Origin of the sequence: Nocardioides seonyuensis (assembly GCF_004683965.1) — a bacterium.
GTDB classification, from domain to species: domain Bacteria; phylum Actinomycetota; class Actinomycetes; order Propionibacteriales; family Nocardioidaceae; genus Nocardioides; species Nocardioides seonyuensis.
Window position 1 is genome coordinate 3,263,337 of sequence record NZ_CP038436.1, and the last position, 23,249, is coordinate 3,286,585.

General features: G+C 71.1%; 21 protein-coding genes. 9 read left to right on the forward strand and 12 right to left on the reverse strand.

All coding sequences use genetic code 11. The annotated features are described in order from the left end of the window. Positions 1–5 precede the first annotated feature (5 nt). Together EXE58_RS15870 and glnA are read right to left on the reverse strand one after the other, a co-directional pair. Positions 6–1,331 carry a tyrosine-type recombinase/integrase gene (locus EXE58_RS15870; RefSeq protein ID WP_135268769.1) on the reverse strand — a complete coding sequence of 442 codons (1,326 nt, stop codon included), beginning with the start codon at positions 1,329–1,331 and terminating at the stop codon, positions 6–8. A gap of 163 nt (positions 1,332–1,494) precedes the next feature. Next, positions 1,495–2,913, reverse strand: a complete 1,419-nt coding sequence (gene glnA, locus EXE58_RS15875; RefSeq protein WP_135268770.1) for a type I glutamate--ammonia ligase — start codon at positions 2,911–2,913, stop codon at positions 1,495–1,497. Between the two features lie 223 nt (positions 2,914–3,136). On the opposite strand from glnA, the gene EXE58_RS15880 reads away from it, so the two are divergent. Further along, positions 3,137–3,487, forward strand: coding sequence for an RDD family protein (locus EXE58_RS15880; RefSeq protein WP_135268771.1), 351 nt, complete (start codon positions 3,137–3,139; stop codon positions 3,485–3,487). 3 nt (positions 3,488–3,490) lie between these two features. Here EXE58_RS15880 and EXE58_RS15885 read toward each other — a convergent pair whose 3' ends face one another. The 5 genes from EXE58_RS15885 to lipB form a co-directional block, all read right to left on the reverse strand. Then, positions 3,491–4,198, reverse strand: coding sequence for a DUF4191 domain-containing protein (locus tag EXE58_RS15885; RefSeq protein ID WP_135268772.1), 708 nt, complete (start codon positions 4,196–4,198; stop codon positions 3,491–3,493). 17 nt (positions 4,199–4,215) lie between these two features. Then, complete coding sequence (gene lipA / locus EXE58_RS15890; RefSeq protein WP_167288950.1) at positions 4,216–5,178, reverse strand: lipoyl synthase; 963 nt, start codon at positions 5,176–5,178, stop codon at positions 4,216–4,218. A gap of 53 nt (positions 5,179–5,231) precedes the next feature. Then, complete coding sequence (locus EXE58_RS15895) at positions 5,232–6,242, reverse strand: ABC-2 transporter permease (protein WP_135268773.1); 1,011 nt, start codon at positions 6,240–6,242, stop codon at positions 5,232–5,234. Further along, entirely contained in the window at positions 6,239–7,168 is a 930-nt protein-coding gene (locus tag EXE58_RS15900) for an ABC transporter ATP-binding protein (protein WP_244242260.1), read from the reverse strand. The genes EXE58_RS15895 and EXE58_RS15900 overlap by 4 nt, the downstream gene beginning before the upstream one ends. A 143-nt stretch (positions 7,169–7,311) precedes the next feature. Next, the gene (gene lipB / locus EXE58_RS15905) at positions 7,312–8,049 is read right to left on the reverse strand and encodes a lipoyl(octanoyl) transferase LipB (protein WP_135268775.1); all 738 of its coding nucleotides are present in this window, start codon (positions 8,047–8,049) and stop codon (positions 7,312–7,314) included. Positions 8,050–8,138: 89 nt separating this feature from the next. Between lipB and EXE58_RS15910 the strand changes: the two genes are divergently transcribed. Then, entirely contained in the window at positions 8,139–8,693 is a 555-nt protein-coding gene (locus tag EXE58_RS15910) for a hypothetical protein (protein ID WP_135268776.1), read from the forward strand. Positions 8,694–8,721: 28 nt separating this feature from the next. Here EXE58_RS15910 and EXE58_RS15915 read toward each other — a convergent pair whose 3' ends face one another. The 4 genes from EXE58_RS15915 to lpdA all read right to left on the reverse strand — a co-directional run bounded on the left by EXE58_RS15915 (position 8,722) and on the right by lpdA (position 16,715). Further along, positions 8,722–9,612, reverse strand: a complete 891-nt coding sequence (locus EXE58_RS15915; RefSeq protein ID WP_135268777.1) for a TIGR01777 family oxidoreductase — start codon at positions 9,610–9,612, stop codon at positions 8,722–8,724. Between the two features lie 47 nt (positions 9,613–9,659). Then, entirely contained in the window at positions 9,660–13,187 is a 3,528-nt protein-coding gene (locus EXE58_RS15920; RefSeq protein ID WP_244242261.1) for an ATP-binding cassette domain-containing protein, read from the reverse strand. A gap of 91 nt (positions 13,188–13,278) precedes the next feature. Further along, positions 13,279–15,282 carry a 2-oxoglutarate dehydrogenase, E2 component, dihydrolipoamide succinyltransferase gene (gene sucB / locus EXE58_RS15925; RefSeq protein ID WP_135268778.1) on the reverse strand — a complete coding sequence of 668 codons (2,004 nt, stop codon included), beginning with the start codon at positions 15,280–15,282 and terminating at the stop codon, positions 13,279–13,281. 56 nt (positions 15,283–15,338) lie between these two features. Continuing rightward, on the reverse strand, positions 15,339–16,715 hold the full coding sequence (gene lpdA, locus EXE58_RS15930) for a dihydrolipoyl dehydrogenase (RefSeq protein WP_135268779.1): 1,377 nt from the start codon (positions 16,713–16,715) through the stop codon (positions 15,339–15,341). A gap of 137 nt (positions 16,716–16,852) precedes the next feature. Here lpdA and EXE58_RS15935 point away from each other — a divergent pair, with 137 nt between their 5' ends. Beyond that, positions 16,853–17,212, forward strand: a complete 360-nt coding sequence (locus tag EXE58_RS15935; RefSeq protein WP_244242262.1) for a hypothetical protein — start codon at positions 16,853–16,855, stop codon at positions 17,210–17,212. Between the two features lie 3 nt (positions 17,213–17,215). On the opposite strand, the gene EXE58_RS15940 is transcribed toward EXE58_RS15935, so the two are convergent. Further along, positions 17,216–18,727: a leucyl aminopeptidase gene (locus EXE58_RS15940; protein WP_135268780.1), complete on the reverse strand. Its 1,512-nt coding sequence runs from the start codon at positions 18,725–18,727 to the stop codon at positions 17,216–17,218. Positions 18,728–18,780: 53 nt separating this feature from the next. Here EXE58_RS15940 and gcvT point away from each other — a divergent pair, with 53 nt between their 5' ends. From gcvT to EXE58_RS15970, 6 genes are all read left to right on the forward strand, one after another. Further along, entirely contained in the window at positions 18,781–19,890 is a 1,110-nt protein-coding gene (gene gcvT / locus EXE58_RS15945; protein ID WP_135268781.1) for a glycine cleavage system aminomethyltransferase GcvT, read from the forward strand. Next, a complete protein-coding gene (locus EXE58_RS15950; RefSeq protein WP_208544051.1) occupies positions 19,890–20,138 on the forward strand; it encodes a hypothetical protein in 249 nt (82 codons plus the stop codon). Before gcvT ends, EXE58_RS15950 begins: the two co-directional genes overlap by 1 nt. A 36-nt stretch (positions 20,139–20,174) precedes the next feature. After that, entirely contained in the window at positions 20,175–21,029 is an 855-nt protein-coding gene (locus EXE58_RS15955) for a hypothetical protein (protein ID WP_135268782.1), read from the forward strand. 66 nt (positions 21,030–21,095) lie between these two features. Further along, positions 21,096–21,581, forward strand: coding sequence for a GNAT family N-acetyltransferase (locus EXE58_RS15960; RefSeq protein ID WP_135268783.1), 486 nt, complete (start codon positions 21,096–21,098; stop codon positions 21,579–21,581). Then, a complete protein-coding gene (locus EXE58_RS15965; RefSeq protein ID WP_135268784.1) occupies positions 21,578–22,408 on the forward strand; it encodes a PhzF family phenazine biosynthesis protein in 831 nt (276 codons plus the stop codon). Before EXE58_RS15960 ends, EXE58_RS15965 begins: the two co-directional genes overlap by 4 nt. Positions 22,409–22,434: 26 nt before the next feature. After that, the gene (locus EXE58_RS15970) at positions 22,435–23,244 is read left to right on the forward strand and encodes a thymidylate synthase (RefSeq protein WP_135268785.1); all 810 of its coding nucleotides are present in this window, start codon (positions 22,435–22,437) and stop codon (positions 23,242–23,244) included. Positions 23,245–23,249: the final 5 nt, after the last annotated feature.

The window sequence follows — 23,249 nt, forward strand, 5'->3', positions numbered from 1 at the left end:
TCGAGTCACTGCCTAGCGAACAGCGCTAGTCCACGTTGGGTGTGCTCGCGGCCGGTGCGGTAGTAGCGGTGCAGCACGGTGAGCTCGTTCTCCCACCCGCCCAGTGCCATCAGGACCCCGGGGTCGGCTCCGTACAAGTCGATGGCAACCCGCGCGAACCGGTGGCGGAGCGAGTGCCATGGCATCACCGCCAGAGTTCGGGTCCGGGTCCGGGTCGTGTAGCTCTCGTTACGCGCGTCCCAGACGTCCCGCTCCTCTTCCCAGACGCGGAGCGGCCATCCAGCTTCCTCCATCGCGCACCTCAACACGTAGGCCTCGAACGCCGAATGCCACCAGATGCCACCGCGCGGCGCTGGGAACAGCAGGGCGTCGGGGTTGACGCCGGAGTGCTGCTCAGCCCGCACTGCCTCCAGGCGCGAAACAACCATTGCTTTCAACCGGGTACCCGTGAAGGACTCGGTCGGCAGGGGCGCGATCCGGGTCTTGTCGCCCTTCGGTCGGGCGCGTCGTCCGTTCGGGCAGTTCGCTGGCGCGCCCGGGTCGACGGCCCAGTCGATGTGGAAGTGGGGTTGCTGGGCCTCTTCGCACCCGTCGAGATGGACGTCCGGGGCGCGCAGCTGGAACTGCTCACCCCAGCGTGGCCCGCAGTTCGCGGCGAGCTCGGGCGCGAGGGCGCCCCAAGGGCCCGCCAACCGCTCGAGCGCGGCGGAGAGCGCCCGGACCTGGGCGGCGGAAGGGGCGTCTTCCTCGTGAACGTACTCATCCGCTTGCCCTACCCGACGCGCCCGGGTCCGTCGCGTCGGTGCCTGGGTGCCCTTCACCGCGGGTGCCGGCATGACGACCCGAGGGGGAAGTAGCTCGGCTTGGGCGATGGTGAAGAAGCTGGGGGAGTGGCGGTAGCCCCAGAGCAGGAACGCTCGCAGCGCCGTGGTGTTGATCCGGACCATGTGCGGTGTCCCTGCTTCGGCGCGCATCCGGTCGAGCACCTCGCGGGTGACGTCCATGGCTGCGACGTGAGCGTGTCCGCGCAGGGCACGGCCAAGGTTGTCCTCGATCTGGATACGGGTCGATCGCTTCCAACGCCGGCCTGTGTACGGGCTGCGTCCCTCGTCGAGGTACCTCGTGAAGAGCTCGCCCAGTGTGGCGGTGGCTTGGGGGCCGGCCGCCCGGGCGAGCCCGGCGGCGATGTCGGCCGCCTTGGCCCGTGCAGCGCCGAGGTCGCGCCCGCCCGAGGTGTCCGCGCGCCGTCCGTCGAGGCCGGTCCACCGCAGCCTGAAGTAGCCGCTGGGCTTCGCGGGGGCGAACACGGCGACACCGCCCAACACCTCCACGGGGCGGCTCCGCGGTCCACCGCGGCCGCTCACAGCTGCCTCCCGGCACGCAGGCGCGCCGAAGCCCCCGCCCGTGGGCCGCCGGATCCTCGGGGGAATCCGGGGGAAACCCGGGCAGGGGCTTCGCGTTTGTGCAGGTCAGAGGCGGTGTCGCCCCTCTTGCTCAGATGTCGTAGTAGAGCTCGAACTCGTGCGGGTGCGGACGCTGCTGCACCGGCAGGATCTCGTTCTGGCGCTTGTACTGGATCCAGGTCTCGATCAGGTCGGGCGTGAACACGTTGCCGACCGTCAGGAAGTCGTGGTCGCGCTCGAGGTTGTCGAGGACGGCGTCCAGCGACGTCGGGACCTGGTCGATGTCGGCCATCTCGTCCGGCGGCAGCTCGTAGATGTCCTTGTCGATCGGAGCCGGCGGCTCGATCTTGTTCTGGATGCCGTCGATACCGGCGAGCAGCAGGGCGGAGAACGCGAGGTAGGGGTTCGCCGAGGGGTCCGGGCAGCGGAACTCGATGCGCTTGGCCTTCGGGTTGGCACCCGTGATCGGGATCCGCACACAGGCCGAGCGGTTGCGCTGGGAGTAGACCAGCGAGATCGGGGCCTCGAAGCCGGGCACCAGGCGGTGGTAGGAGTTCACCGTCGGGTTGGTGAAGGCGAGCAGCGACGGCGCGTGCTTGAGGATGCCGCCGATGTAGTAGCGCGCCATGTCGGACAGCCCGCCGTAGCCCGTCTCGTCGAAGAAGAGCGGGTCTCCCTCGCTCCAGATCGACTGGTGCACGTGCATGCCCGACCCGTTGTCGCCGAAGATCGGCTTCGGCATGAAGGTCGCGGTCTTGCCGTTGCGCCAGGCGGTGTTCTTGACGATGTACTTGAACTTCATGACGTCGTCGGCGGCCTTGAGCAGCTCGTCGAACTTGTAGTTGATCTCGGCCTGGCCCGCGGTGCCGACCTCGTGGTGGGCGCGCTCGACCTGCAGGCCGGCCTTCTCGAGCTCGATGACCATCTCGTCGCGGAGCTCGCCGAAGTGGTCGTAGGGAGCGACGGGGAAGTAGCCGCCCTTGTACTTCACCTTGTAGCCGCGGTTGTTGTCCTCGGAGCCGCTGTTCCAGGCGCCGGCCTCGGAGTCGATGTGGTAGAACCCGGCGTTCGCCGAGGTCTCGAAGCGCACGTTGTCGAACACGTAGAACTCGGCCTCAGGAGCGAAGAACGCCTTGTCGCCGATCCCGGTGCTGGCCAGGTAGGCCATCGCCTTCTTCGCGATGTTACGAGGGTCGCGGCTGTAGGCCTCGCCGGTGATCGGGTCGTGGATGAAGAAGTTCACGACCAGCGTCTTCGCCACCCGGAAGGGGTCGATGTAGGCGGTCGTCGGGTCGGGGTAGAGCTGCATGTCGGACTCGTGGATCGCCTGGAAGCCCCGGATCGAGGAGCCGTCGAAGCCGAGCCCGTCGTCGAAGACCGACTGGTCGAAGGAGGACACGGGCACCGTGAAGTGCTGCATCACGCCGGGAAGGTCACAGAAACGGACGTCGACCATCTCGACGCGCTCGTCCTTGATGTACTTGAGCAGCTCTTCGCTGTTGCTGAACATGCATCCTCCTGGGCTGGGGCCTCGGGGGCCGTGCCAGCCGAATGTTGCGGCCAAGTAGGCAGCGCGACGTTGCGCCGGTGCCCGCGACAGTAGGCGCGGACGGTTTCTTGACCGTATCCCGATTGTTTCGGGCATGTAACAGATGCCCGGCATGCGTCGAGGTGCACGTGGGCGCACCGACCCGAACGGGAGGCCAACGGGATCCTCCACCTAGGCTGGGGCGGTGACCGAGACCGCGTCGTGGGGACGCCGCATCCTGGCCCTGGTGATCGACTGGGCCGCCTCCAGCCTGGCCGTGATCGCGTTCCAGGGCCTCGACTACAACGAGTGGTTCGTGCTGCTGGTCTTCGTGGTGGAGACGGCCGTGTTCACGGCACTGCTGGGAGGGTCGTTCGGCAAGCTGGTGACCAGGCTGCGCGTCGTACGACGTGACGGCTCGTCGCAGCCGCTCGGGCTCATCCCCGCCCTGGTGCGCAGCATCCTCGTCGCACTGGTGGTCCCGCCGCTGGTCTTCAAGGAGGACGGCCGAGGCCTGCACGACCTCGCCGTCAGGTCGCAGACGGTGGCGCTGTAGGGATCAGCGGCCGCGCTGCTGCGAGCGCATCCCCTTCATCGAGGTGGGGACCGGACCCTTGGGGAGCGGGATCTTGCCGCGCTGGGCGTCCAGGGCCTTCAGGCGCTGGAGGATGTCGGTCATCTCGCCCGGCTTGACCGAGCGTCCCAGCTTGGTGACCGTGCGGGTGAGCTTGGGGAGCGGGACCTCGTCCTCGCCGCGCCCGCAGATGAGCTCGTGGATCTGGACCTCGGACGCCACCCGCTCGTGCTTGCGGCGCTCGGTGGCGAGCAGCTGCTTGACGCGGTTGTGGCTGGTGCCCTCGCCGACGAGGACGATGCCGGGGGGGCCGACGACGCGGTGCACGACGTCCTGCTGCTTGGTGAACCCGACGACGGGGTCGACCTTCCAGCCGCGGCGCAGCATCTGGAGCGCACCTGCTGCCGCTCCCGGCTGGCCCTCCATCTGGGCGAACGCGGCCTTCTGGGCGCGGCGACCGAAGATGATCAGGGCGCAGAGGGTGCCGATGAGCAGCGCGCTGACGACCGAGAGGATCGTCGAGAGGAGGCCGTCGCCTGGCAGCAGCCACATGAGCACGAAGCCGAGGGTGGCGCCCACGACGAAGGCACCCAGCGTCCACAGGCCGATGGCCGGGTCGGACTTCTTCGACATCCGGTAGGTCTGGACGAGCTGCTTGCGCCGGGAGGTGGGGGGAGCGGCGGGGGTCGACATCGAGGTGCCTATCTGGGTCAGGAGGTGAGGGACGCGGCGTTGCGCTGGTCCATGGCCTGACGGTACAACCGGCCGGCCCGGTAGGACGAACGCACCAGCGGTCCGGACATCACGCCGGAGAAGCCGATCTCCTCGGCCTCCGCCGCGAGCTCCACGAACTCCTCGGGCTTGACCCAGCGCTCGACCGGGTGGTGCCGGACCGAGGGGCGAAGGTACTGGGTGATGGTGATGAGCTCGCACCCGGCCTCGTGCAGGTCGCGCAGCGCCTGGCTGACCTCCTCGCGGGTCTCACCCATGCCGAGGATGAGGTTGGACTTGGTGACGAGGCCGAAGTCGCGCGCCTGGGTGATCACGTCGAGGGAGCGGTCGTAGCGGAAGGCGGGACGGATCCGCTTGAAGATGCGGGGGACGGTCTCCACGTTGTGGGCCAGGACCTCCGGCCTCGACTCGAACACCTCGGTGAGCAGGTCGGGCTTGCCGTTGAAGTCGGGGATGAGGTTCTCCACCCCGGTGTCGGGGTTGAGCTCGTGGATCGCCCGGACGGTCTCGGCGTAGAGCCAGGCGCCGCCGTCGGGCAGGTCGTCGCGGGCGACGCCGGTGATGGTGGCGTAGCGCAGCTCCATCTTCTGCACCGACTCGGCGACGCGACGCGGCTCGTCGCGGTCGAGCGGCTGGGGCTTGCCGGTGTCGATCTGGCAGAAGTCGCAGCGCCGGGTGCACTGGTCCCCACCGATGAGGAACGTCGCCTCGCGGTCCTCCCAGCACTCGAAGATGTTGGGGCAGCCCGCCTCCTGGCACACGGTGTGGAGGCCTTCGCCCTTCACCAGGCCCTGCAGCTGCTGGTAGGCGGGGCCCATCTTGGCGCGCGTCTTGATCCACTCAGGCTTGCGCTCGATGGGTGTCTCGGCGTTGCGGATCTCGAGGCGGAGCAGCTTGCGCCCCTCAGCCGTGGGAGAGGCGGGAGTGGAGGCGGAGGTCACCTCGTCACTCTACGACCCGGTGACTGTGGTCCCAACTCGCCTGGTGAGCTCCCTCACGGCAGGTCGCGGCGCCGGAACGACCACAGGGAGAGAGCCGTGACCACGGCGAGCACGACGAGCAGGTAGGCCGCACCGGCCTGGAGCGACAGGTGCTGGATGCACGGGTCGACCACGCCCTCCTCCATCGTCATCTGGCCCATCGTCGTCTGGGCGGCCTCGCAGGCAGGGGTGTAGGCGTAGAACTCGAAGCCGTCGAGGAGCACGGCCATCGCGTTGGTCGGCATCAGCCACCGCATCGCCCCGTCGCCGAAGATCCCCAGCACCACCAGCGACCCACCCGCGAACACGGCGAAACCGACCGCGAGCGTCGCGACGGTGCTGCGGAAGAGCATCGTCAGCGAGAAGCCCAAGAATCCGGCGAGCGCCGACAGGACCACGCCCCGCGCGGCAGAACCCAGGGCCGCCGCCCAGGCCTCGCCGGAGGTGGCGATGCCTCGCTGGTCGGCCAGGAGCGCGGTCGCTCCCCAGAACGCGGCGAGCACCAGTCCTGACACCACGAGGCCGAGCCCGAGGACAGCGAGAGCCTTCGCGCCCCACACCCGCAGCCGCCTGGGCTCGAAGAGCAGCTGGTTGCTGATGGAGCCGGTGTTCCAGTCATGGCCGACGAAGGTCGTACCGATCAGGAACAGCAGCCCCGCCAGCATCGTGACGACTGCGACGGCGTCGTTCTCCCGGATGCTCTCGACCTGGAGGGGCTCACGCCAGAGGTAGTTCTCGGCGCGAGGCACGATCATCTCCGCACAGGCCTCGGGAGTCGTCCCGGGACCGCCGAACCGCCCGGGGTTCCGCTCGCAGCGGGCCAGGTCCCGCTGGACCCACGCCGCGCTCGCGTCCCTGGCTGCCTGGGCCTGCGCGTCCGCGAGGTCTGCGTCGCTGAGAGGCCGGGTGTTCCAGGCCTGGGAGAGCCAGATCAGCGTGGGTACGAGCACGGCCGCGGCCAGGAGTACGACGACCGCGCGGCGCCAGCGGAGCCTGTCGAGCTCGACGATGAGCAGCCTCCTCATCGGAAGTCCTCCGGCCTCGGCATGGCGCCCATCCGCTCGTCGGCGGTGAGCTCGAGGAAGACCGACTCGAGGTCGGCCCTTGCTGGTGACAGCTGGCTGAGCCAGATGCCGCCCTCGGCGAGCACGCGGGTGATGTCCGATGCGGGTCGGGCGGTCTCCACCAGGAGGCCGTCGGCCGTCGTGGAGACGGCCAGCTCGGCCGCCTCGAGAAGGCGACGGGCACCATCTCGGTCCTCCACGACGACGTGGTGCCCGCCGGTGCCGGCGACCAGCTCGTCGACACGACCGGCGGCGAGCAGACGGCCGTTGCCGATGATGGTCACCGAGTCGCACACCTGCTGGACCTCGGCGAGGATGTGGGAGCTCAGCAGGACCGTCACCCCGGTCGCGCCGAGCTCCTTGATCAGGTCCCGGATCTCACGGATGCCCGCCGGGTCGAGACCGTTGGTCGGCTCGTCGAGGATCAGCAGCTGCGGTCTCTTCAACAGCGTCGCCGCGATCGCCAGGCGCTGCTTCATGCCGAGTGAGTAGCCCCCGAAGCGGTCGTCGCCGCGCTCGGCGAGCCCGACCTTCGCGAGCGCCTCGTCGACGTCGCCTCGGCCCTTGCCCACACTCCCGGCGAGGAGACGCAGGTTCTGGCGGCCGGTGAACGTCGGGGAGAACTTGGGGGACTCGACGACGGCCCCGACCCGGTCCATCACCTCTGGCAGCGAGGCCGGGACCTCCTGGTCGAACAGGTGCATGGTGCCGGCCGTGGGTGCGGCCAGGCCGAGCAGCATCCGGATCGTCGTGGTCTTGCCCGAGCCGTTCGGCCCGAGGAATCCGTGGACTCCACCGACCGGCACGTCGAGGTCGAGGTCCTGGACGGCGATCCGACGACCGCCGCGTCCGCTGAACTCCTTGCGGAGCCCCCTCGTCCTGATCACCGTGGCCGAACCCGGTGTCGTACTCGTCGCCATGCCTGCGCCCCCGCTTCGTCTGCGTGCGCGCACCTGCGTGGTGGCGCCCGGAGAGTCTGGCGGGTGCCGCGGGCCTCGGCCAGCCTGACGCGCCGTTCCAGCAGTGCGGATCAGACCGAGCCGGCCCCCGGCGTCACGAGCTGGATGCGAGGGGCGCGACCCGGCTCGGGCCGCGCCTCGTAGTCGGGGGTCGCGTCGTAGGGCTGCCAGGCGAGGTAGCTGGTCAGGTGGGCACGCACGCGTGGGAGCGCCTCCGCGACCGGCACGTCGCGGCCGAGCTCGGCGCTCAGCGACGTCACCCCAGCATCGGAGATCCCGCACGGGACGAACCGGTCGTACCACCCCAGGTCGACGTCGCAGTTGAGGGCGAAGCCGTGCATCGTCACGCCGCGGCTCACGCGGATGCCGATGGCACCGATCTTGCGCTCCGGACCCCGGTCGTCCGCGCGAAGCCACACGCCACTGCGGCCCGGGACCCGTGCGGTGGCGACGCCGAAGTCGGCGCAGACGTGGATCAGGGCCTCCTCGACGCGGCGCACGTAGTCGACGACCTTGACGTGGTCGGGAAGTCGCACGACGGGATAGCCGACGAGCTGGCCCGGGCCGTGGAACGTGATCTTGCCGCCACGGTCGACGTCGATGACCTGGGCGCCACCGGGATCGACGGGGCGTTCGTGGGGGTCGGTGCGCTTGCCGGCGGTGAAGACGGGTGGGTGCTCGAGCAGCAGCACGGTGTCGGGCGCCGCGCCCGCGACGACCTCCGCGTGCACCTCGCGCTGGAGCTCCCATGCCGCCAGGTAGTCGACGGCCTCGTCGCCGAGGCCCGCGATCTGGAACTCCAAGGACATGAGGACGACCCTACGCCGAGAGGACAGCCGTCACGAGATCACCTGTGGAGAACGCCCCACGCTGCTGCGGGCTGGGCAAGGGTGAGGACGTGGACCCGCGACGCCTCCTCCCCGCACTGCTGACCATCGCGGTCGTGTGCCTGTCGATGACCCTCGGCGTGGTGGTCCTGCGCCCGGGTGGTGATGGTGGAGGTGGTGCGCAGGCCCTCACCGGTACGACGCCGGCGTCACCACGCTCCTCGCCACAGTCCTCGCCACGCGCAGCCGCCCACGGACCAGCCGACGTCCTGCGCGCCTGGGATCGCACGCGGGCGCGGGCGTGGGCGCGAGGGGACGGCGCAGGCCTGGCCCGCCTCTACGTGCCGGGCTCACACACCGGCGCAGCGGATGTCGCCGCGCTGCGCCGCTGGACGGCACGAGACCTGCGCGTCATCGGGCTCAGGACGCAGGTCCTCGAGATCACGGCCACGTCCGCGACGAGGAGACGCCTGCACCTGGTCGTCACAGATCGGCTCGTCGGGGGAGTGGCCGTCGGGGAGCGCGGCGTCCGGGTTCCGTTGCCGGTTGACCGCGCCAGCACCAGGGCCATCGCCTTCGAGCGAGTGGGTGGCCGGTGGCTGGTGGCCGAGGTGCGCCCCGGGTGATCCGGACGGTGTGACCTGGGCCGAGCAATCAGGCCAGGGCGGCGGCGAGCACGTCGTCGACGTCCTCGTCCTCGAAGTCGTAGCCCGCACGCTCGAGAGCGGCCGGCCGAACCCGGACGGAGCCGAGGATCTCGGGGGCCATCCGGCCCAGGGCGGGACGCAACACCGCCGTGGGCGCTGCCAGCATGGCCGGACGACGCAGCGCGCTTGCCAGAGCGCGGGTGAACTCTGAGTTCGTGGGCGTTTGCGGACAGCAGAGGTTGAAGGGCCCCGAGAGGTCGTGGGACTCGAGGAGGAAGGCCACCGCGCCGACCCAGTCGCGCAGCGAGATCATCGGCATGTACTGCTCACCGTCGCCGAGCCGGGCGCCGAGCCCCAGCGAGAAGAGCAGGCGCAGCTGCCTCAAGGGGGATGAGCCGCGGTCCATCACCGGAGCCGTGCGCAGGACGCAGACCCGGGCGCCGGCATCTCGCGCAGGCTCGGTCGCCGCCTCCCAGTCCCGTGTCACCCGGGTCAGCAGGGCGTCGCCGAGCGACTCGCTGTCCTCGGTGAGCTCATAGGCCCCGTGGTCGCCGTAGTAGGAGATGCCGTTGCCGGCGAGGAAGGCGGGCGGTCGCTCACACGCAGCGATGGTCTGGGCCAGGAGCGCCGTCGTGTCGACCCGGCTGTCCCTGACCTCCCGGGCCCAGCGCTTGGAGTGGGGGTTGCCCGCGATGCTCGCGCCGGCGAGGTTCACGACCGCGTCGGCGTCCTCGACCACGCTCGGCTGGACGCGCCCGGCGGCGGGGTCCCACTGCGACTCCTGCGGCGACTCTGCGGGGCGGCGCACCAGGTGTACGACCTCGTGACCGTGCACGCGCAGGTGCTCGGACAGGTGGGTGCCGAGGAACCCCGAGGCTCCCGCGATCAGGACGCGCATGGTCAAACCCAACCAGACGGACCCAACTCACGCCTGCCAGCGCAGCGTCACCCCGCGAGGTGGGACCAGCGGGGCGCGAGCTCGGTCCAGGGGCCCTCGTCGACGACGCGGCCCTCGGCCAGCACCACCACCCGGTCTGCCGAGGCGAGCGCGGCGGTCTTGTTGGTGGCGCCGATGACGGTCGCTCCGGCTGACCGCAGGGCTGCCCACAGCTCCAGCTCGGTGGCCGCGTCGAGCGCCGAGGACACGTCGTCGGCGAGCAGGAGGTCGGCCTCCGCAGCCAGCGCTCGGGCCAGTGCGAGCCGTTGCACCTGACCACCCGAGAGACGGACACCTCGGTGTCCCACCAGGGCGTGTGCGCCGCCGGCGCGCTCGACGTCGAGGCCGAGACGCGCGCGGTCCACGGGCCCGTCGATGTCGCGGGCGTGGTCGAGGGCGATGTTGTCGGCGAACGTGCCTGAGAGCACCCGCGGAACCTGGGCGATGTGTGCGACCCGGCGCGGCCGGAGCTGGGCCTGGGGGTCGGTGACGGGTTCGCCGTTCCACTCGATCGTGCCCTCCGAGTGGATCAGGCCGGCGAGGGCGCCGAGCAGGCTGGACTTCCCCGACCCGACCTGACCCAGCAGCAGCACGAACTCACCGGCCTCGACGCCGAGGTCGACCCCCTGCACCCCGACGGTGCCGTCGTCGTGGACTGCGTCGACCTGACGGAGCCGGAGCGAGCGCAGCGGCTCCCGCTCGGGGGTCAGCGGCGCGGGGGCGGTCCCGGAGACGAGGTCGATGTCGTCGGGGACGGCCATCAGGTCCCCGCCACCGGCGAGGTCGCTGGTGGCACGCATCCAGGCGTTGACGCCGGGCGCCTCGGTGACGACCGCGCCGGCAACCCGGCCGAACCAGTCGAAACCGCTCACGGCATTGGCGACGAGGAGCGCCGTGGCGAGCCCCCACTGTCCGGTGAGGTAACCCGCCCAGGACGCCACGACGCCGCACTGCACCATCACTCCGGGCACGCCGTCGAGCAGGCTCTGGACCCGGTGCTCGCGGACCGCGGCATCCACGCGTCCGCTGTCGACAGAGCGCAGGTGGTGGTGCACCTGGTCGGTGGCGGCCGCCAGCTTGACTGTGCGCACCGACTCCAGCGCCGAGACCAGGGAACGGCCGAAGCGGGCTCGGGCGGTCGACGCCGCCGCCGCGGAACGCCCCGCGACGCGGCGACCCAGCGAGGACGCCAGGGCCGAGGTCACCATCACCACCAGCAGCACGAGCCCAGCGAGCCAGGTGCCGGCGATCAGCGAGGTGATGAGGGTGACGAAGAGACCGTTGACGAAGTCGACCCAGCGGTCGGCGTAGCGCGCCAGCCTGTCAGCGTCGAGCGTGCGTGCCACGACCTCGCCGGGGGGAGTGCGTGCCAGCCGACGCTGGTTGGTCTGTCCGCGCAGCACGGTCAGCCTGACCCGCAGGCGGACGGCGATCCACCAGTGCGGGTAGAGCAGGAACGCCCAGGCCAGGAGCACCGGTCCCACCAGGAGGGACACCACCAGGCCTGCACTCAGCGGCCAGGGGTCCCCGCCCGTCTGCAGGGTCACCACGATGTGACCCCACACCCAGCCGGTGACGGCGCCGAAGGCTCCGGTGATCGAGGAGAGCAGGAAGAGCAGGGCGCCGAAGAGGCCCCACCGCGGCTCGATGCGCAGAGCACTCCAGGTGGCGCGCGCCAGGCTGGGGTTGGTGTCGAGCTCGGGCGCGGGGGGAGGAGAGGTCGAGCGGCGCAGGCTGCCGATGGAGGTCTCCGTGTCAGGCTCCGGGCGCTCCTCGGGCCGGGCGTCCCAGGCCTCGTCGGCGGAGGCTGCCAACAGCTGGCTGAACGGACCACCGGCGCGGGCGAGCTCAGGACGGGTGCCCTGCTCCACCACCCTCCCGGAGTCGAGCACGGCGACGTACTCGGCTCGTCGCGTGGTGCTCAGGCGGTGGGCCACGAGGATGCCGGTGCGTCCCGAGATGAGGCGGTCCGCCGCCCGGACCACCCGGGCCTCGGTGACCGGATCCATGCGAGCCGTCGCCTCGTCGAGGACGACCACCCGCACGTGGCGGACCAGGAGCCTGGCGAACGCGACGAGCTGCTCCTCACCTGCGGACAAGGTGGTGCCGCCCGGGCCGAGAAGCGTGTCCAGCCCGTCGGGCAGACCGGCGACCCAGCCGGTGAGGCCCAGCTCGGTGATCGCGGCCTCCACCTCGGAACGCGGCTGGGGGCCGAACAGGGTGATGTTCTGGGCCAGCGTGCCGGCCAGGATCTCGGTGCGCTGGGTGACGACGCCGACTGCACGGCGCAGCTCCTGCAGGTCGAGGTCGAGCACGTCCACCCCACCGAGGAACACGGTGCCGGGCTCAGGCTCGACCGCGCGCGAGAGAAGTGCGGCCAGCGTGGACTTGCCCGACCCGGTGCGGCCGACGAGGGCACACGTGTGGCCGGCGTGGATCGTGAGGTCGACGTGGCCGAGGGCGAAGGTGCCGGCCTCGTAGGAGAAGTGCAGGTCGCGGAACTCGAGGTCGAGGAGACCCTCGGGGAGCGAGTCCCCTCCGACCGGCTCGGCGGGCGACGCCATCATGTCGCGCAGGCGCAGCACGGCCCCGAACCCCTCCTGGAGGTCGGGCAGGTGCCGAGCCAGCATGTCGACCTGTCCGACGAACGTGGTGGTGACGAGGAACAGGGTCACCAGCGCGGCGGTGGAGAGCTGGTCGGCGGTCGCCAGGGCCACGCCGACGACGCCCACGCCCGCGAGGAACGCGTGCAGCAGCACACCGCTGCGCCGTGTCGCCCGGGTCTCGACCAGCAGCACGCGACGCAGGGCCTTGTGGATGGTGGCGCTGAGCGCGGCGCTGCGACGCAGCACATGGGCCTGGCCCAGGCTGGTGCGCAGGTCGTCGCGCGCGGCCACGCCCTCCTCGGTAGCGGCTGCGTGGTCGGTCCACGCGGCCTCCTCGATGACCTTCAGACGCGTGATCTCGGGGAGCAGGCGTCGTACGACGAGGAAGGTCGCCGCGATCGTCAGCGGGAACAGGAAGGCCGCGGGCCACCAGGTGAGGCTGGCCACCAGCCACAGCGGACCGGACGCCAGGACGGTGCGAGCGGCCAGCCAGACCCCCCAGCGCATCAGCTGGCCGACCTCCCAGGTGTCGTCATCGATGCGGTCGAGCACCTCGCCGACGGCCTGCTCGGTGAGTGCCGAGACGGGTTGGGCCAGGGCCGCGTCGAGCAGGTCGGCGCGCAGCTGGCCCTCCGCGCGGTCGCACACGGTGGCCCAGATCGTGCGGGCGAGGGTGTCGATGACCGCCGAGCCCACGACACAGATCGCCAGCAGCGACACCAGCGCCTGCGTGGGGTCCTCTGCCAGCTGTCCGGCGACCACGCTGCCGAGGGAGACACCGGTGGCGCTGACCAACGACATCGCGAAGGCGAGGTATGTCAAGGGGCGGCGCACGCGTCGCCAGTCGACCGGTCGTCGGTCGGCTGTGGGATCGACCAGCGCGGGGTGCGGGGTGGGCACGGGCGCTGGAGGCATGGTGGCGGTGCTCACGGTGGCTTCACGCTATCGGCCGGCACCGACACCCAGCACGTGGTTTTCCCGCCTCCCGGCGGACCGAGAGGCGGGAATCAGGCCACGCGCGTCAGATCTCGAACTGCCCGGACTCCAAGCGCTTCTTGATCTCCTGCAGGAAGCGCCCGGCGTCGGCGCCGTCGACCAGGCGGTGGTCGTAGGTGAGCGCGAGGTAGACCATGTGGCGCACCGCGATCGTCTCGCCCAGGTTGGGGTCGTCGATCACGACAGGACGCTTGACGACCGCACCCGGCCCCAGGATGGCGACCTGCGGCTTGTTGAGGATCGGGGTGTCGAACAGGGCCCCGACGCTTCCGAGGTTGGTGATCGTGAACGTGCCGCCGGACAGCTCGTCGGGGCCGATCTTGTTGGTGCGGGTGCGCTCGGCGAGGTCGGCGATCTTCTTGGCCAGCCCTGCGATCGAGAGGTCGCCCGCCTCCTTGACCACCGGGGTCAGCAGGCCCTTCTCGGTGTCCACCGCGAACGCGACGTTCTCGCGGTCGAAGTAGGTGACCTCGCCCTTCTCGGTGTCGATGGCGGCGTTGAGCTTGGGGTGCACCTTGAGCGCGTCGATCGCCGCCTTGGCGAAGAACGGCAGGTAGCTCAGCTTCACGCCTTCACGCGCCAGGAAGTCGGCCTTGGCCGCGTCGCGCATCCGTGCGATGGCGGTGACGTCGACCTCGGTGACCTGGGTGAGCTGCGCCGAGGTCTGCAGCGACTCGACCATGCGCTCCGCGATGATCTTGCGCAGGCGCGAGACCGGCTCCGTGGTGCCTCGCAGCGGGGACGGCGACGCGCTCGCGGTGGCCTGGCCACTCGGCGCTGCTGCAGCGGGTGCGGCTGCGGGCGAGGCGGAGGCGGCCGGTGCAGCGGAGGACTCCTTGGCCCTGGCTGCGGCGTCGAGCACGTCCTGCTTGCGGATGCGACCGCCCACGCCGGTGCCCTGGACCGAGCTGAGGTCGACGTTGTTCTGGGCTGCCATCTTCCGCACCAGCGGGGTGACGTACGCCGACTGGTCGCGACCGCCGGCCTGGCTGCTCTGCTCCTCGCCACCCTTCTCCTCCGCAGGCTGGGAACTCGCCTGCGGCGCAGCCTCGGGCTTCGCCTGGCTGGGCTCTTCCTGGGTCGGCTGCTCCTGGGCGGTCTGCTCCTGGGCGGGCTGCTCCTCGGCGGGCTTCTCCTCGGCCGACTGCTCCGCCAGGTCCTCGCGTGCCTGTGCGTCGGCGTCCTCAGCGGCGGGAGCCTGGCGCTGCTCGTCCTTCTGGGCGCCCTCGTCCTGCTGCGTGCCCTGGTCGCCGGACGGCTCCGAGGAGGCCGACGGGGCGGCGTCGCCCGAGCCGATGATCGCGAGCTCGGCGCCGACCTCGACCGTCTCGTCCTCCTCGGCCTTGATCTCCAGGAGCGTGCCCGCGACGGGGGAGGGGATCTCGGTGTCGACCTTGTCGGTCGAGACCTCCAGCAGCGGCTCGTCGACGGCGACCTCGTCGCCGACCTGCTTGAGCCAGCGGGTGACGGTGCCCTCGGTGACCGACTCGCCCAGGGCCGGCAGGGTCACCGGCGTGCCCGATCCGGAGCCACCGGAGCCCGAGCCGCCGGAGCCCGAGCCGCCGGAGCCCGAGCTGTCGGACGACTCCTGCGCGGCCTGCTGCTCGGCGGCGGGCTCCTCCTGCGCGGGGGCGTCCTCCTTCTCCGACTCAGGCGTGGAGTCGCCCTCCGGGAGCTCGCCGGTCTCCTCGGCGACCTGCTCCTCCTGCTCGGCCTTCTTCTCCGACTCGGCCTCGTCCTTGGGCTCGGCCTCGGGCTCTGCAGACTCCTCGGCAGAGCCGCCGCCCTCGCCCTCGTCACCGACGACGGCGAGCACGGCGCCGACCTCGACGGTGTCGTCCTCGTTGGCCTTGATCTCGAGCAGCGTGCCGGCCACGGGCGAGGGGATCTCGGTGTCGACCTTGTCGGTGGAGACCTCCAGCAGCGGCTCATCGACGGCGACGGTGTCGCCGACCTGCTTGAGCCAGCGGGTGACGGTGCCCTCGGTGACGGACTCGCCGAGTGCGGGGAGGGTGACTTCGGAGGCCATGGGATTCCTTCGCTCGCTGGGGAGGGGCAGTGGTGAGGCTGTCGTCGAATCTAGTGTCAGGAGTGCGCGTGCAGGGGCTTGCCGGCCAGGGCGAGGTGGGCCTCGCCGAGCGCTTCGTTCTGGGTGGGGTGGGCGTGCACGAGCGGCGCGACGTCCTCGGCGTGGGCGTCCCAGTTGTAGATCAGCTGGGCCTCCCCGATGAGCTCGCCGACGCGGTCGCCGACCATGTGGACGCCGAGCACGGGCCCGTCCTTGAGCCCGACGAGCTTGACGAAGCCCTGGGTGCCGAGGATCTGGCTCTTGCCGTTGCCGCCGAGGTCGTAGGTCACGGTCGTGACGTTGTCACCGTGGAGCTCGCGCGCGTCGGCCTCGTCGAGTCCCACCGAGGCGATCTCGGGGTGGGAGTAGGTGACGCGCGGGATGCCGGCCTCGTCGATCGGACGGGGCGAGAGCCCGGCGATCTCCTCGGCGACGAAGATGCCCTGCTGGAACCCGCGGTGGGCCAGCTGCAGGCCGGGAACGATGTCGCCGACGGCGAACACGCCCTCGACGTTGGTGCGGCAGCGGTCGTCGGTCAGGACGAAGCCACGCTCCATGGCGATTCCCTGCTCGTCGTAGCCCAGCCCGTCGGTGGCCGGGCCGCGGCCCACCGCCACCAGCAGCAGCTCGGCCTCGATGACCTCGCCGCCCTGGACCGTGACGGCGACGCCGGAGTCGGTGGGCTTGACGCTCTCGAAGGGAGTGCCGGTCATGAAGTTGATCTTGCGCTTGCGGAAGGCGCGCTCGAGGGCCTTGGAGGAGGCCTCGTCCTCGGCCGCGACCAGGCGGGGCAGGGCCTCGATGATGGTGACCTCGGCCCCGAACGACTTCCACACCGAGGCGAACTCACACCCGATGACGCCGCCACCCAGGACGATCGCGGACTTCGGCACGCGTTCGAGCCGCAGGGCGTGCTCGGAGGTGATGACGCGCTCTCCGTCGACCTCGAGGCCGGGGAGCGTCCGCGAGTAGGAGCCGGAGGCGAGCACCACGGACTGCCCGGAGTACGACGACTCGCCCACCGTGACGGTGCGCGGACCGGTGAGTCGACCCTCGCCCTCGATGACGGTGATGCCGCGGGACTTGATGAGGCCGGTGAGCCCCTTGAACAGGCGGGCCACGACCTTGTCCTTGTAGGCGTTGACCCCCGGCATGTCGATGCCGTCGAGGGTGGCCGAGACGCCGAAGGAGGCCGCGTCACGCGCGGAGTCGGCCACCTCGGCGGCGTGCAGGAGTGCCTTGGTCGGGATGCAGCCCACGTGCAGGCAGGTGCCCCCGAGGTTGCCCTTCTCGACGAGCCCGACGCTCAGGCCGAGCTGCGACGCGCGCAGGGCACAGGCGTAACCACCGGAACCGGCACCCAGGATCAGGACATCGAACTCCGACTCAGCCACCAACACTCCTCCGCACGGGTCTTCGCCCTGAGAATTCAGCTCACTTCGAGGTGCTGTCCATCCTTGCACTCTTTGTGAGCCTGTCCACACCGGGCCTCGGCAACCCCCGTACCCGGTCACGCGGCACAATGCACGGCATGGGCTTCCTCGATCGCTTCCGCCGTTCCGGGCGGACCAGCCGCCCGGCGCGTGACGCCGCACGCACCGGCTCGACCACCGTGCGCGCCTCCGACGGGGCCGACGTGCGGCACCTCGAGCAGTTCGTGAGCTCCCGTCGCGGGGTCGAGGGGTTCGTCGAGCCGCGCACCGCGGTCAGCGACGTCACGCTCCTGCTGGTCGCGCACGACGGGGAGTGGACCCGGCGTCGCGTCCCGAGCGTCAAGTGGGCGCACGACTTCGCCAACCAGCACCGCGTGCCGTCCTACGACGCTGCGGTCGTCGGGGTTCCCCAGCGGATGCGGGACTACAACCGCCGCAAGAAGGCGGGCGGGAAGTAGGTCCTAGACGCCCTGGTCGGCCACCGACCTCGCGTAGGCCACGAGCGTCGAGACTCCGAACCCGGTGCCGCCGGAGGGCACGTGTCCGTAGGGTCCGCCGGTGTTGATCTCCTTGCCTGCGATGTCGAGGTGGGCCCAGGGGATCCCGCCGGTGAACTCTCGCAGGAACGCGGCGGCATAGAGGCCGCCGCCCCAGCGCACCCAGTCGTGCTGGAGCAGGTCGGCGACCTTGGAGCTGGTGATCCGGTCCGCCATCTCCTCGGGGATCGGCATCGGCCAGTGCGCCTCGCCGGCCGCCGCGCCCGCGTCGAGCAGGCGTCGTACGACGTCGTCGTCACCGATCACGGCGCCCACCTTGTCGCCGAGGGCGACCTGCATGTGGCCGGTGAGGGTGGCGATGTCGACGATGACGTCGGGCTCCTCCTCGACCGCGAGCGCGAGGGCGTCGGCGAGGAGCATGCGCCCCTCGGCGTCGGTGTTGGCGATCTCGACCGTCCGGCCCGCACGCGTCGACACCACGTCACCGGGGCGCATGGCGGTGCCGGAGACCATGTTCTCCGCCATGGGCGCGAAGGTGGTGACCTTGACAGGCAGGCCGAGGCGGGCGATCGCGAACGTCGCCTGGATCGCCGCCGCCGCACCGGCCATGTCGCCCTTCATGTGGTTCATCCCGGAGGAGGGCTTGATGGTCAGGCCGCCGGAGTCGAAGGTGACCCCCTTGCCCACGAGGGCGAGGTGGGCAACCGGCTTCTTGGGGGACCAGGTGAGCTTGGCGAGCCGGGCGGGGGAGTCGGAGGAGTCGCCCACGCAGAGGATGCCGCCGCAGCCCATCTCGGCGAGCTGCTCGCGATCGAACACCTCGAGCGCCACCTTGGGTGCGCCGCGGCCCCTGGTGAGCCGCCCGTGGGCGGTGGTCACGGCGTCCGCGAAGAGCGGGGGCGTCAGGTCGCCGGGCGGGGTGTTGACCCAGTCGCGGCAGCCGGCCACCACGTCTGCCACGACCTGCGCCTGCTCGAAGGCGGCGGCGGCGGCGGACTGGCGTGCGGCGGGGCTGAGCACGACGACGTCGCCCGGCCCGGGGGACGACTTCTCGGCCGACTTGTAGACGACGTAGGAGTAGCCGCCGAGGCGGTGTCCCTCGGTCACGGCGGCGACGAGCGCGGGGGAGTCGGCCGGCAGTGCCAGTGCCACCGAGGCGGCGTTGGGTGTGTTGCGGGCGGCGACCCCGGCTGCCCGGCGCACGGAGGCGTGGTCGGTCTCGTCGGCACCCAGGCCGACGAGGACGAGCAGCGGAGCGTTGATGGCACCGGCCGTCGGGATCTTCACCGCCTCGCCCGCCTTGCCGGTCACGCCCAGGTTGGCCAGCAGGGGAAGCCACGCGCGGCCGTAGGCCTGGCTGACCTCGGTCGAGGCCTCGCACGCTCGGGGGCCCGTCGCCGTGGAGACGATGCCGGCGACCACGGCGTCGGTCCTGGTCTTGGCGGGGTTGGCGTTGCGGAGGGTGTAGGTCGTCACCGTCGCATGCTAGGCGAGGTCTGCGACACCGCTCGCTGCGGTAGGTTGCGAGCATGGCTGAGCTCAGGATGTCTCCGCTCCACGAACGTCACGAGGCGCTCGGTGCCAAGTTCTCCGAGTTCGGCGGCTGGTCGATGCCGCTGGAGTACCCCACCGGCGTCGTCAAGGAGCACACCGCGGTCCGCTCATCGGTCGGGATCTTCGACGTCAGCCACCTGGGGAAGGTCATGGTGTCGGGCCCCGGGGCAGCCGACTTCGTCAACGCCACGCTCTCCAACGACCTGGCCAAGATCCGTCCCGGCAAGGCCCAGTACACCCTCTGCCTCGACGACGAGACCGGCGGGATCGTCGATGACCTGATCGCCTACTGGCACGACGACGAGCACGTGCTGCTCGTGCCCAACGCCGCCAACACGGCCGAGGTCGTCCGCCGGCTGCGCGCCGAGGCCCCGGAGGGTGTCGAGGTCGTCGACCACCACGAGGACTACGCCGTCCTCGCGGTGCAGGGCACGAGGTCCGACGAGGTCCTCGAGCGCGTGGGCCTCCCGACCGGCCACGAGTACATGTCCTTCGTGGAGGCCGAGTTCGGCACGTCCGGCACCGGGGTCGTGGTGTGCCGCACCGGCTACACCGGCGAGCGCGGCTACGAGCTCGTGGTGGCCAACTCCGCGGCGCTCGAGCTGTGGGACGAGCTCCTCTCCGCCGGTGCCGAGCACGACATCCTCCCCGCCGGGCTGGGCGCCCGCGACACGCTTCGCACCGAGATGGGCTACCCCCTCCACGGCCAGGACATCGGTCTCGACACCAACCCGGTCGAGGCCGGCCTCTCCTGGGCGGTGGGCTGGAAGAAGGAGTCCTTCTGGGGGCGCGAGGCAGTCGCCCGGGTGAAGGAGGAGGGCCCCAGGCGCCGGCTGCGGGGACTGATCGCCACCGGGCGCGGGATACCTCGACCAGGGATGGGCGTCACGCTCACCCAGGACGTGCCGCTGGCCGACATCACCTCGGGGACGTTCTCGCCGACCCTGAAGAAGGGGATCGGCCTGGCGTTGATCCCGACGATGGTCGCCGAGGACGCAGAGGTCGGAGTGGACGTGCGCGGACGCCGCGAGATCTTCCAGCTGGTCAAGCCGCCGTTCGTCGACACCTCCGTCCGGGAGTCGTGATGCTGCCGGGACAGCCGCCGACCTTCAGGCAGCCCTCGGCCTCCGACCGGCCCTGGTGGTGGGAGCTGCGCGACGAGGCAGGCTCGGTGGTGGAGCTCGAGGGCTTCGACCAGCGCTTCCACAACCAGGGCGACGCCGAGTCGTGGGTGGGGGAGATCTGGGCCGAGCTCGCCGAGCACGGTGTCGCGTCGGTGACCCTCTTCGAGCACGACCGGACCGTCTACGGTCCCATGTCCCTGAGCGCCTGACCTGCCGCCGGAGCCGGCGACCCGAACGGAGGCGAGATGGTCGCCGACGCGGACTTCTCGGACTACCTCCAGGCTCGCTGGCCCCTGCTCGTGGCCGCCCTCGAGCGCGAGGGCGTGGCGTCCGCGGAGGCGCGCCTGGCCGTCGCGGAGGTGCTCGTCGCCAACCGGCGCGGGTGGCGACGGCTCGTGGACGAGGAGAGCGTCGACGTCCACGTCTGGCGGGCCCTTCGCGAGCGCACCGGGCTGCCTGACCAGCCCGGCTCGACGCCGCCCGTCACGACCGTCGGGGTCGACCCGACGCGTCCGGTGGATCGTCCTGAGCCCTGGCTCGAGCAGGCCGAGGCGCTGCGCCGCAGCCGGCGGTGGCGGGACGTCTGGCGATACCTCCTCGGGCTGGTCGCTGCCGCGCTGGTCGTGGCCGCGCTGGTCTGGTGGGGCTCACGGCCCGACGTGCGGGAGGAGACCAACCCGCTGCCCGTCCCGTGGTACGCCGGGGAGGAGCTCCACCTGGCCGAGGTCGTGGTCGAGCTGCGCGACGTCGACTCCTTCGTCGCGTTCGGCGACGGGGCCGCGGTGCGGCTCGAGGACGGGGAGGTCATCGAGGTCGACGGTGGCGGCGACGTCTCTGCCTTGGCCGACCCGCCTCAGGACTTGTTGTTCCCTCCGTCCCTGCCCGACTACCTGCCGTTCGGCCGCTACACCTACGTCGTCCAGGGCACGGTGCTCCCCGACGGCGGTCGCGCCTTCGTCCTCGACTCACGGCGAGGCGACCGCAACAACTCGCTGCAGATCCCCGCGTCGTCGCACCGCGTGCTCGTCCTGTGCGAGCCCGACGGGTCGTGCCGGGAGGCCGAGGGCGGCATCCCGGCCGAGGGGTTCCGGCTCAGGTGAGGCGAGGCCCCAAGCTGCCGAGCATCCTGGTCGAGGCTGTCGGGCCGCGGCGTTAACCTCACGGTCGTGAACATCCGCCCTGCCGTCCGCGGCGACGTCCCCGTCATCCTCCAGCTGGTGCACGCGCTGGCCGACTACGAGCGGGAGCCCGACGCGGTCGAGGCCACGCCGGACGACCTGGCTCGCGCGTTGTTCCCCGAGTCCGGTGAGGCCCACACCTCCTGCCACGTCGCCGAGGTCGACGGCGAGGTGGTGGGGATGGCCGTGTGGTTCCTGACCTTCTCCACCTGGACCGGCCGCAACGGCATCTGGCTCGAGGACCTCTTCGTGCTGCCCGAGCACCGCGGAACAGGTCTCGGCAAGGCGCTGCTCGCGGCCCTGGCCCAGGTGTGCGTCGAGCGTGGCCTGCCCCGTCTGGAGTGGACGGTGCTCGACTGGAACACCCCGTCTGTGGAGTTCTACCGCTCGCTGGGCGCCAGCCCGCTGGCTGAGTGGACGACCCAGCGGCTGGTCGGCGACGACCTGGCCAGGCTGGCGGGGGCGGCACGATGACCCACGAGCTCCGCCAGGTCGACGTCTTCTCCTCGGTCCCGTTGCTGGGCAACCCCGTGGCCGTCGTGCACGGGGCCGACGACCTCACCGACGACCAGATGGCCGCGTTCGCCCGGTGGACCAACCTCAGCGAGACCACCTTCCTCCTGACCCCGACCATGCCCGGGGCTGACTACCGGCTGCGGATCTTCACCCCCGGTGGTGAGCTGCCCTTCGCGGGCCACCCCACCCTCGGCAGCGCGCACGCGTGGCTCGAGGCCGGGGGCGAGCCGGGCGGCGACGACCTCGTCCAGGAGTGCGGTGCGGGTCTGGTGACCGTGCGCCGTGGTGGCGTGCTCGCGTTCGCGGCTCCGCCCCTGCGGCGGTCCGGACCGGCTGACGCCGACACCGTCGCAGCGATCGCGCGGGCGCTGCGGATCGAGGTCCCCGAGGTCCTCGCTGCGCAGTGGGTCGACAACGGACCCGGGTGGGTGGCTGCGCTGCTCCGCGACGCCGACGCCGTCCTCGCCCTCGACCCCGACTACGCGGCGATGCGCGACCTCGACCTCGGGGTGGTCGGGCTGCATCCGGCCGGTTCCGAGTGCGCGATCGAGGTGCGCGGGTTCGCCCCCGAGCTGGCGGTGCCGGAGGACCCCGTGACGGGTTCGCTGAACGCCGGCATCGCGCAGTGGCTGATCGCCGACGGCACCCTCCCCTCGTCGTACGTCGCCGCCCAGGGCACCGCCCTGGGGAGGGCCGGCCGCGTCCAGGTGCAGGCCGAGGGTGACGACATCTGGATCGGGGGAGAGACGCGTACGACCATCAGCGGGCGGGTCGACCTGGGCTGACGGTCGCCGCGGCTAGAGTCTGGCTCGTGCAGCAGTACCTCGACCTCCTCCAGCGCATCCTCGACGACGGGGTGGAGAAGACCGACCGCACCGGCACCGGCACGCTCAGCGTGTTCGGCCACCAGATGCGCTTCGACCTCTCCCAGGGCTTCCCCCTGGTGACGACCAAGAAGGTCCACACCCGATCGGTCTTCGGTGAGCTGCTGTGGTTCCTGCGCGGCGACACCAACGTGAAGTGGCTGCAGGACCGCGGCATCACGATCTGGGACGAGTGGGCTGACGACAACGGCGACCTCGGCCCCGTCTACGGCTACCAGTGGCGCTCGTGGCCCACGCCCGACGGGCGCCACGTCGACCAGGTCAGCCGGCTGGTCGAGGGGATCCGCACCAACCCCGACTCACGCCGTCACATCGTCTCGGCCTGGAACGTCGCCGACGTCGACGACATGGCCCTGCCGCCGTGCCACACGATGTTCCAGTTCTACGTCGCGCCGTCGGAGTCCGGGCCGGGCCGGCTCTCGTGCCAGCTCTACCAGCGCTCGGCCGACACGTTCCTCGGCGTGCCGTTCAACATCGCCTCCTACGCGCTGCTCACCCACATGGTCGCCCAGGTGACCGGGCTGGAGGTCGGCGACTTCGTGCACTCCATCGGCGACGCCCACCTCTACACCAACCACCTCGAGCAGGCCCGGCTCCAGCTCACCCGCGAGCCCCGAGCACTGCCCAGGCTGGTCCTCAACCCTGCTATCACCGAGATCGACGCCTTCGACCTCGACGACATCGCCGTCGAGGGCTACGACCCGCATCCGGGGATCAAGGCCCCCATCGCGGTCTGAGCTGC

What these genes read in the sequence shown, in the direction of transcription:
- glnA (WP_135268770.1), bottom strand. Translation starts at nt 2,913, where the DNA reads ATGTTCAGCAACAGCGAAGAGCTGCTCAAGTACATCAAGGACGAGCGC.
- EXE58_RS15885 (WP_135268772.1), bottom strand. Translation starts at nt 4,198, where the DNA reads ATGTCGACCCCCGCCGCTCCCCCCACCTCCCGGCGCAAGCAGCTCGTC.
- EXE58_RS15895 (WP_135268773.1), bottom strand. Translation starts at nt 6,242, where the DNA reads ATGAGGAGGCTGCTCATCGTCGAGCTCGACAGGCTCCGCTGGCGCCGC.
- lipB (WP_135268775.1), bottom strand. Translation starts at nt 8,049, where the DNA reads ATGTCCTTGGAGTTCCAGATCGCGGGCCTCGGCGACGAGGCCGTCGAC.
- EXE58_RS15915 (WP_135268777.1), bottom strand. Translation starts at nt 9,612, where the DNA reads ATGCGCGTCCTGATCGCGGGAGCCTCGGGGTTCCTCGGCACCCACCTG.
- sucB (WP_135268778.1), bottom strand. Translation starts at nt 15,282, where the DNA reads ATGGCCTCCGAAGTCACCCTCCCCGCACTCGGCGAGTCCGTCACCGAG.
- EXE58_RS15935 (WP_244242262.1), top strand. Translation starts at nt 16,853, where the DNA reads ATGGGCTTCCTCGATCGCTTCCGCCGTTCCGGGCGGACCAGCCGCCCG.
- gcvT (WP_135268781.1), top strand. Translation starts at nt 18,781, where the DNA reads ATGGCTGAGCTCAGGATGTCTCCGCTCCACGAACGTCACGAGGCGCTC.
- EXE58_RS15950 (WP_208544051.1), top strand. Translation starts at nt 19,890, where the DNA reads ATGCTGCCGGGACAGCCGCCGACCTTCAGGCAGCCCTCGGCCTCCGAC.
- EXE58_RS15955 (WP_135268782.1), top strand. Translation starts at nt 20,175, where the DNA reads ATGGTCGCCGACGCGGACTTCTCGGACTACCTCCAGGCTCGCTGGCCC.
- EXE58_RS15965 (WP_135268784.1), top strand. Translation starts at nt 21,578, where the DNA reads ATGACCCACGAGCTCCGCCAGGTCGACGTCTTCTCCTCGGTCCCGTTG.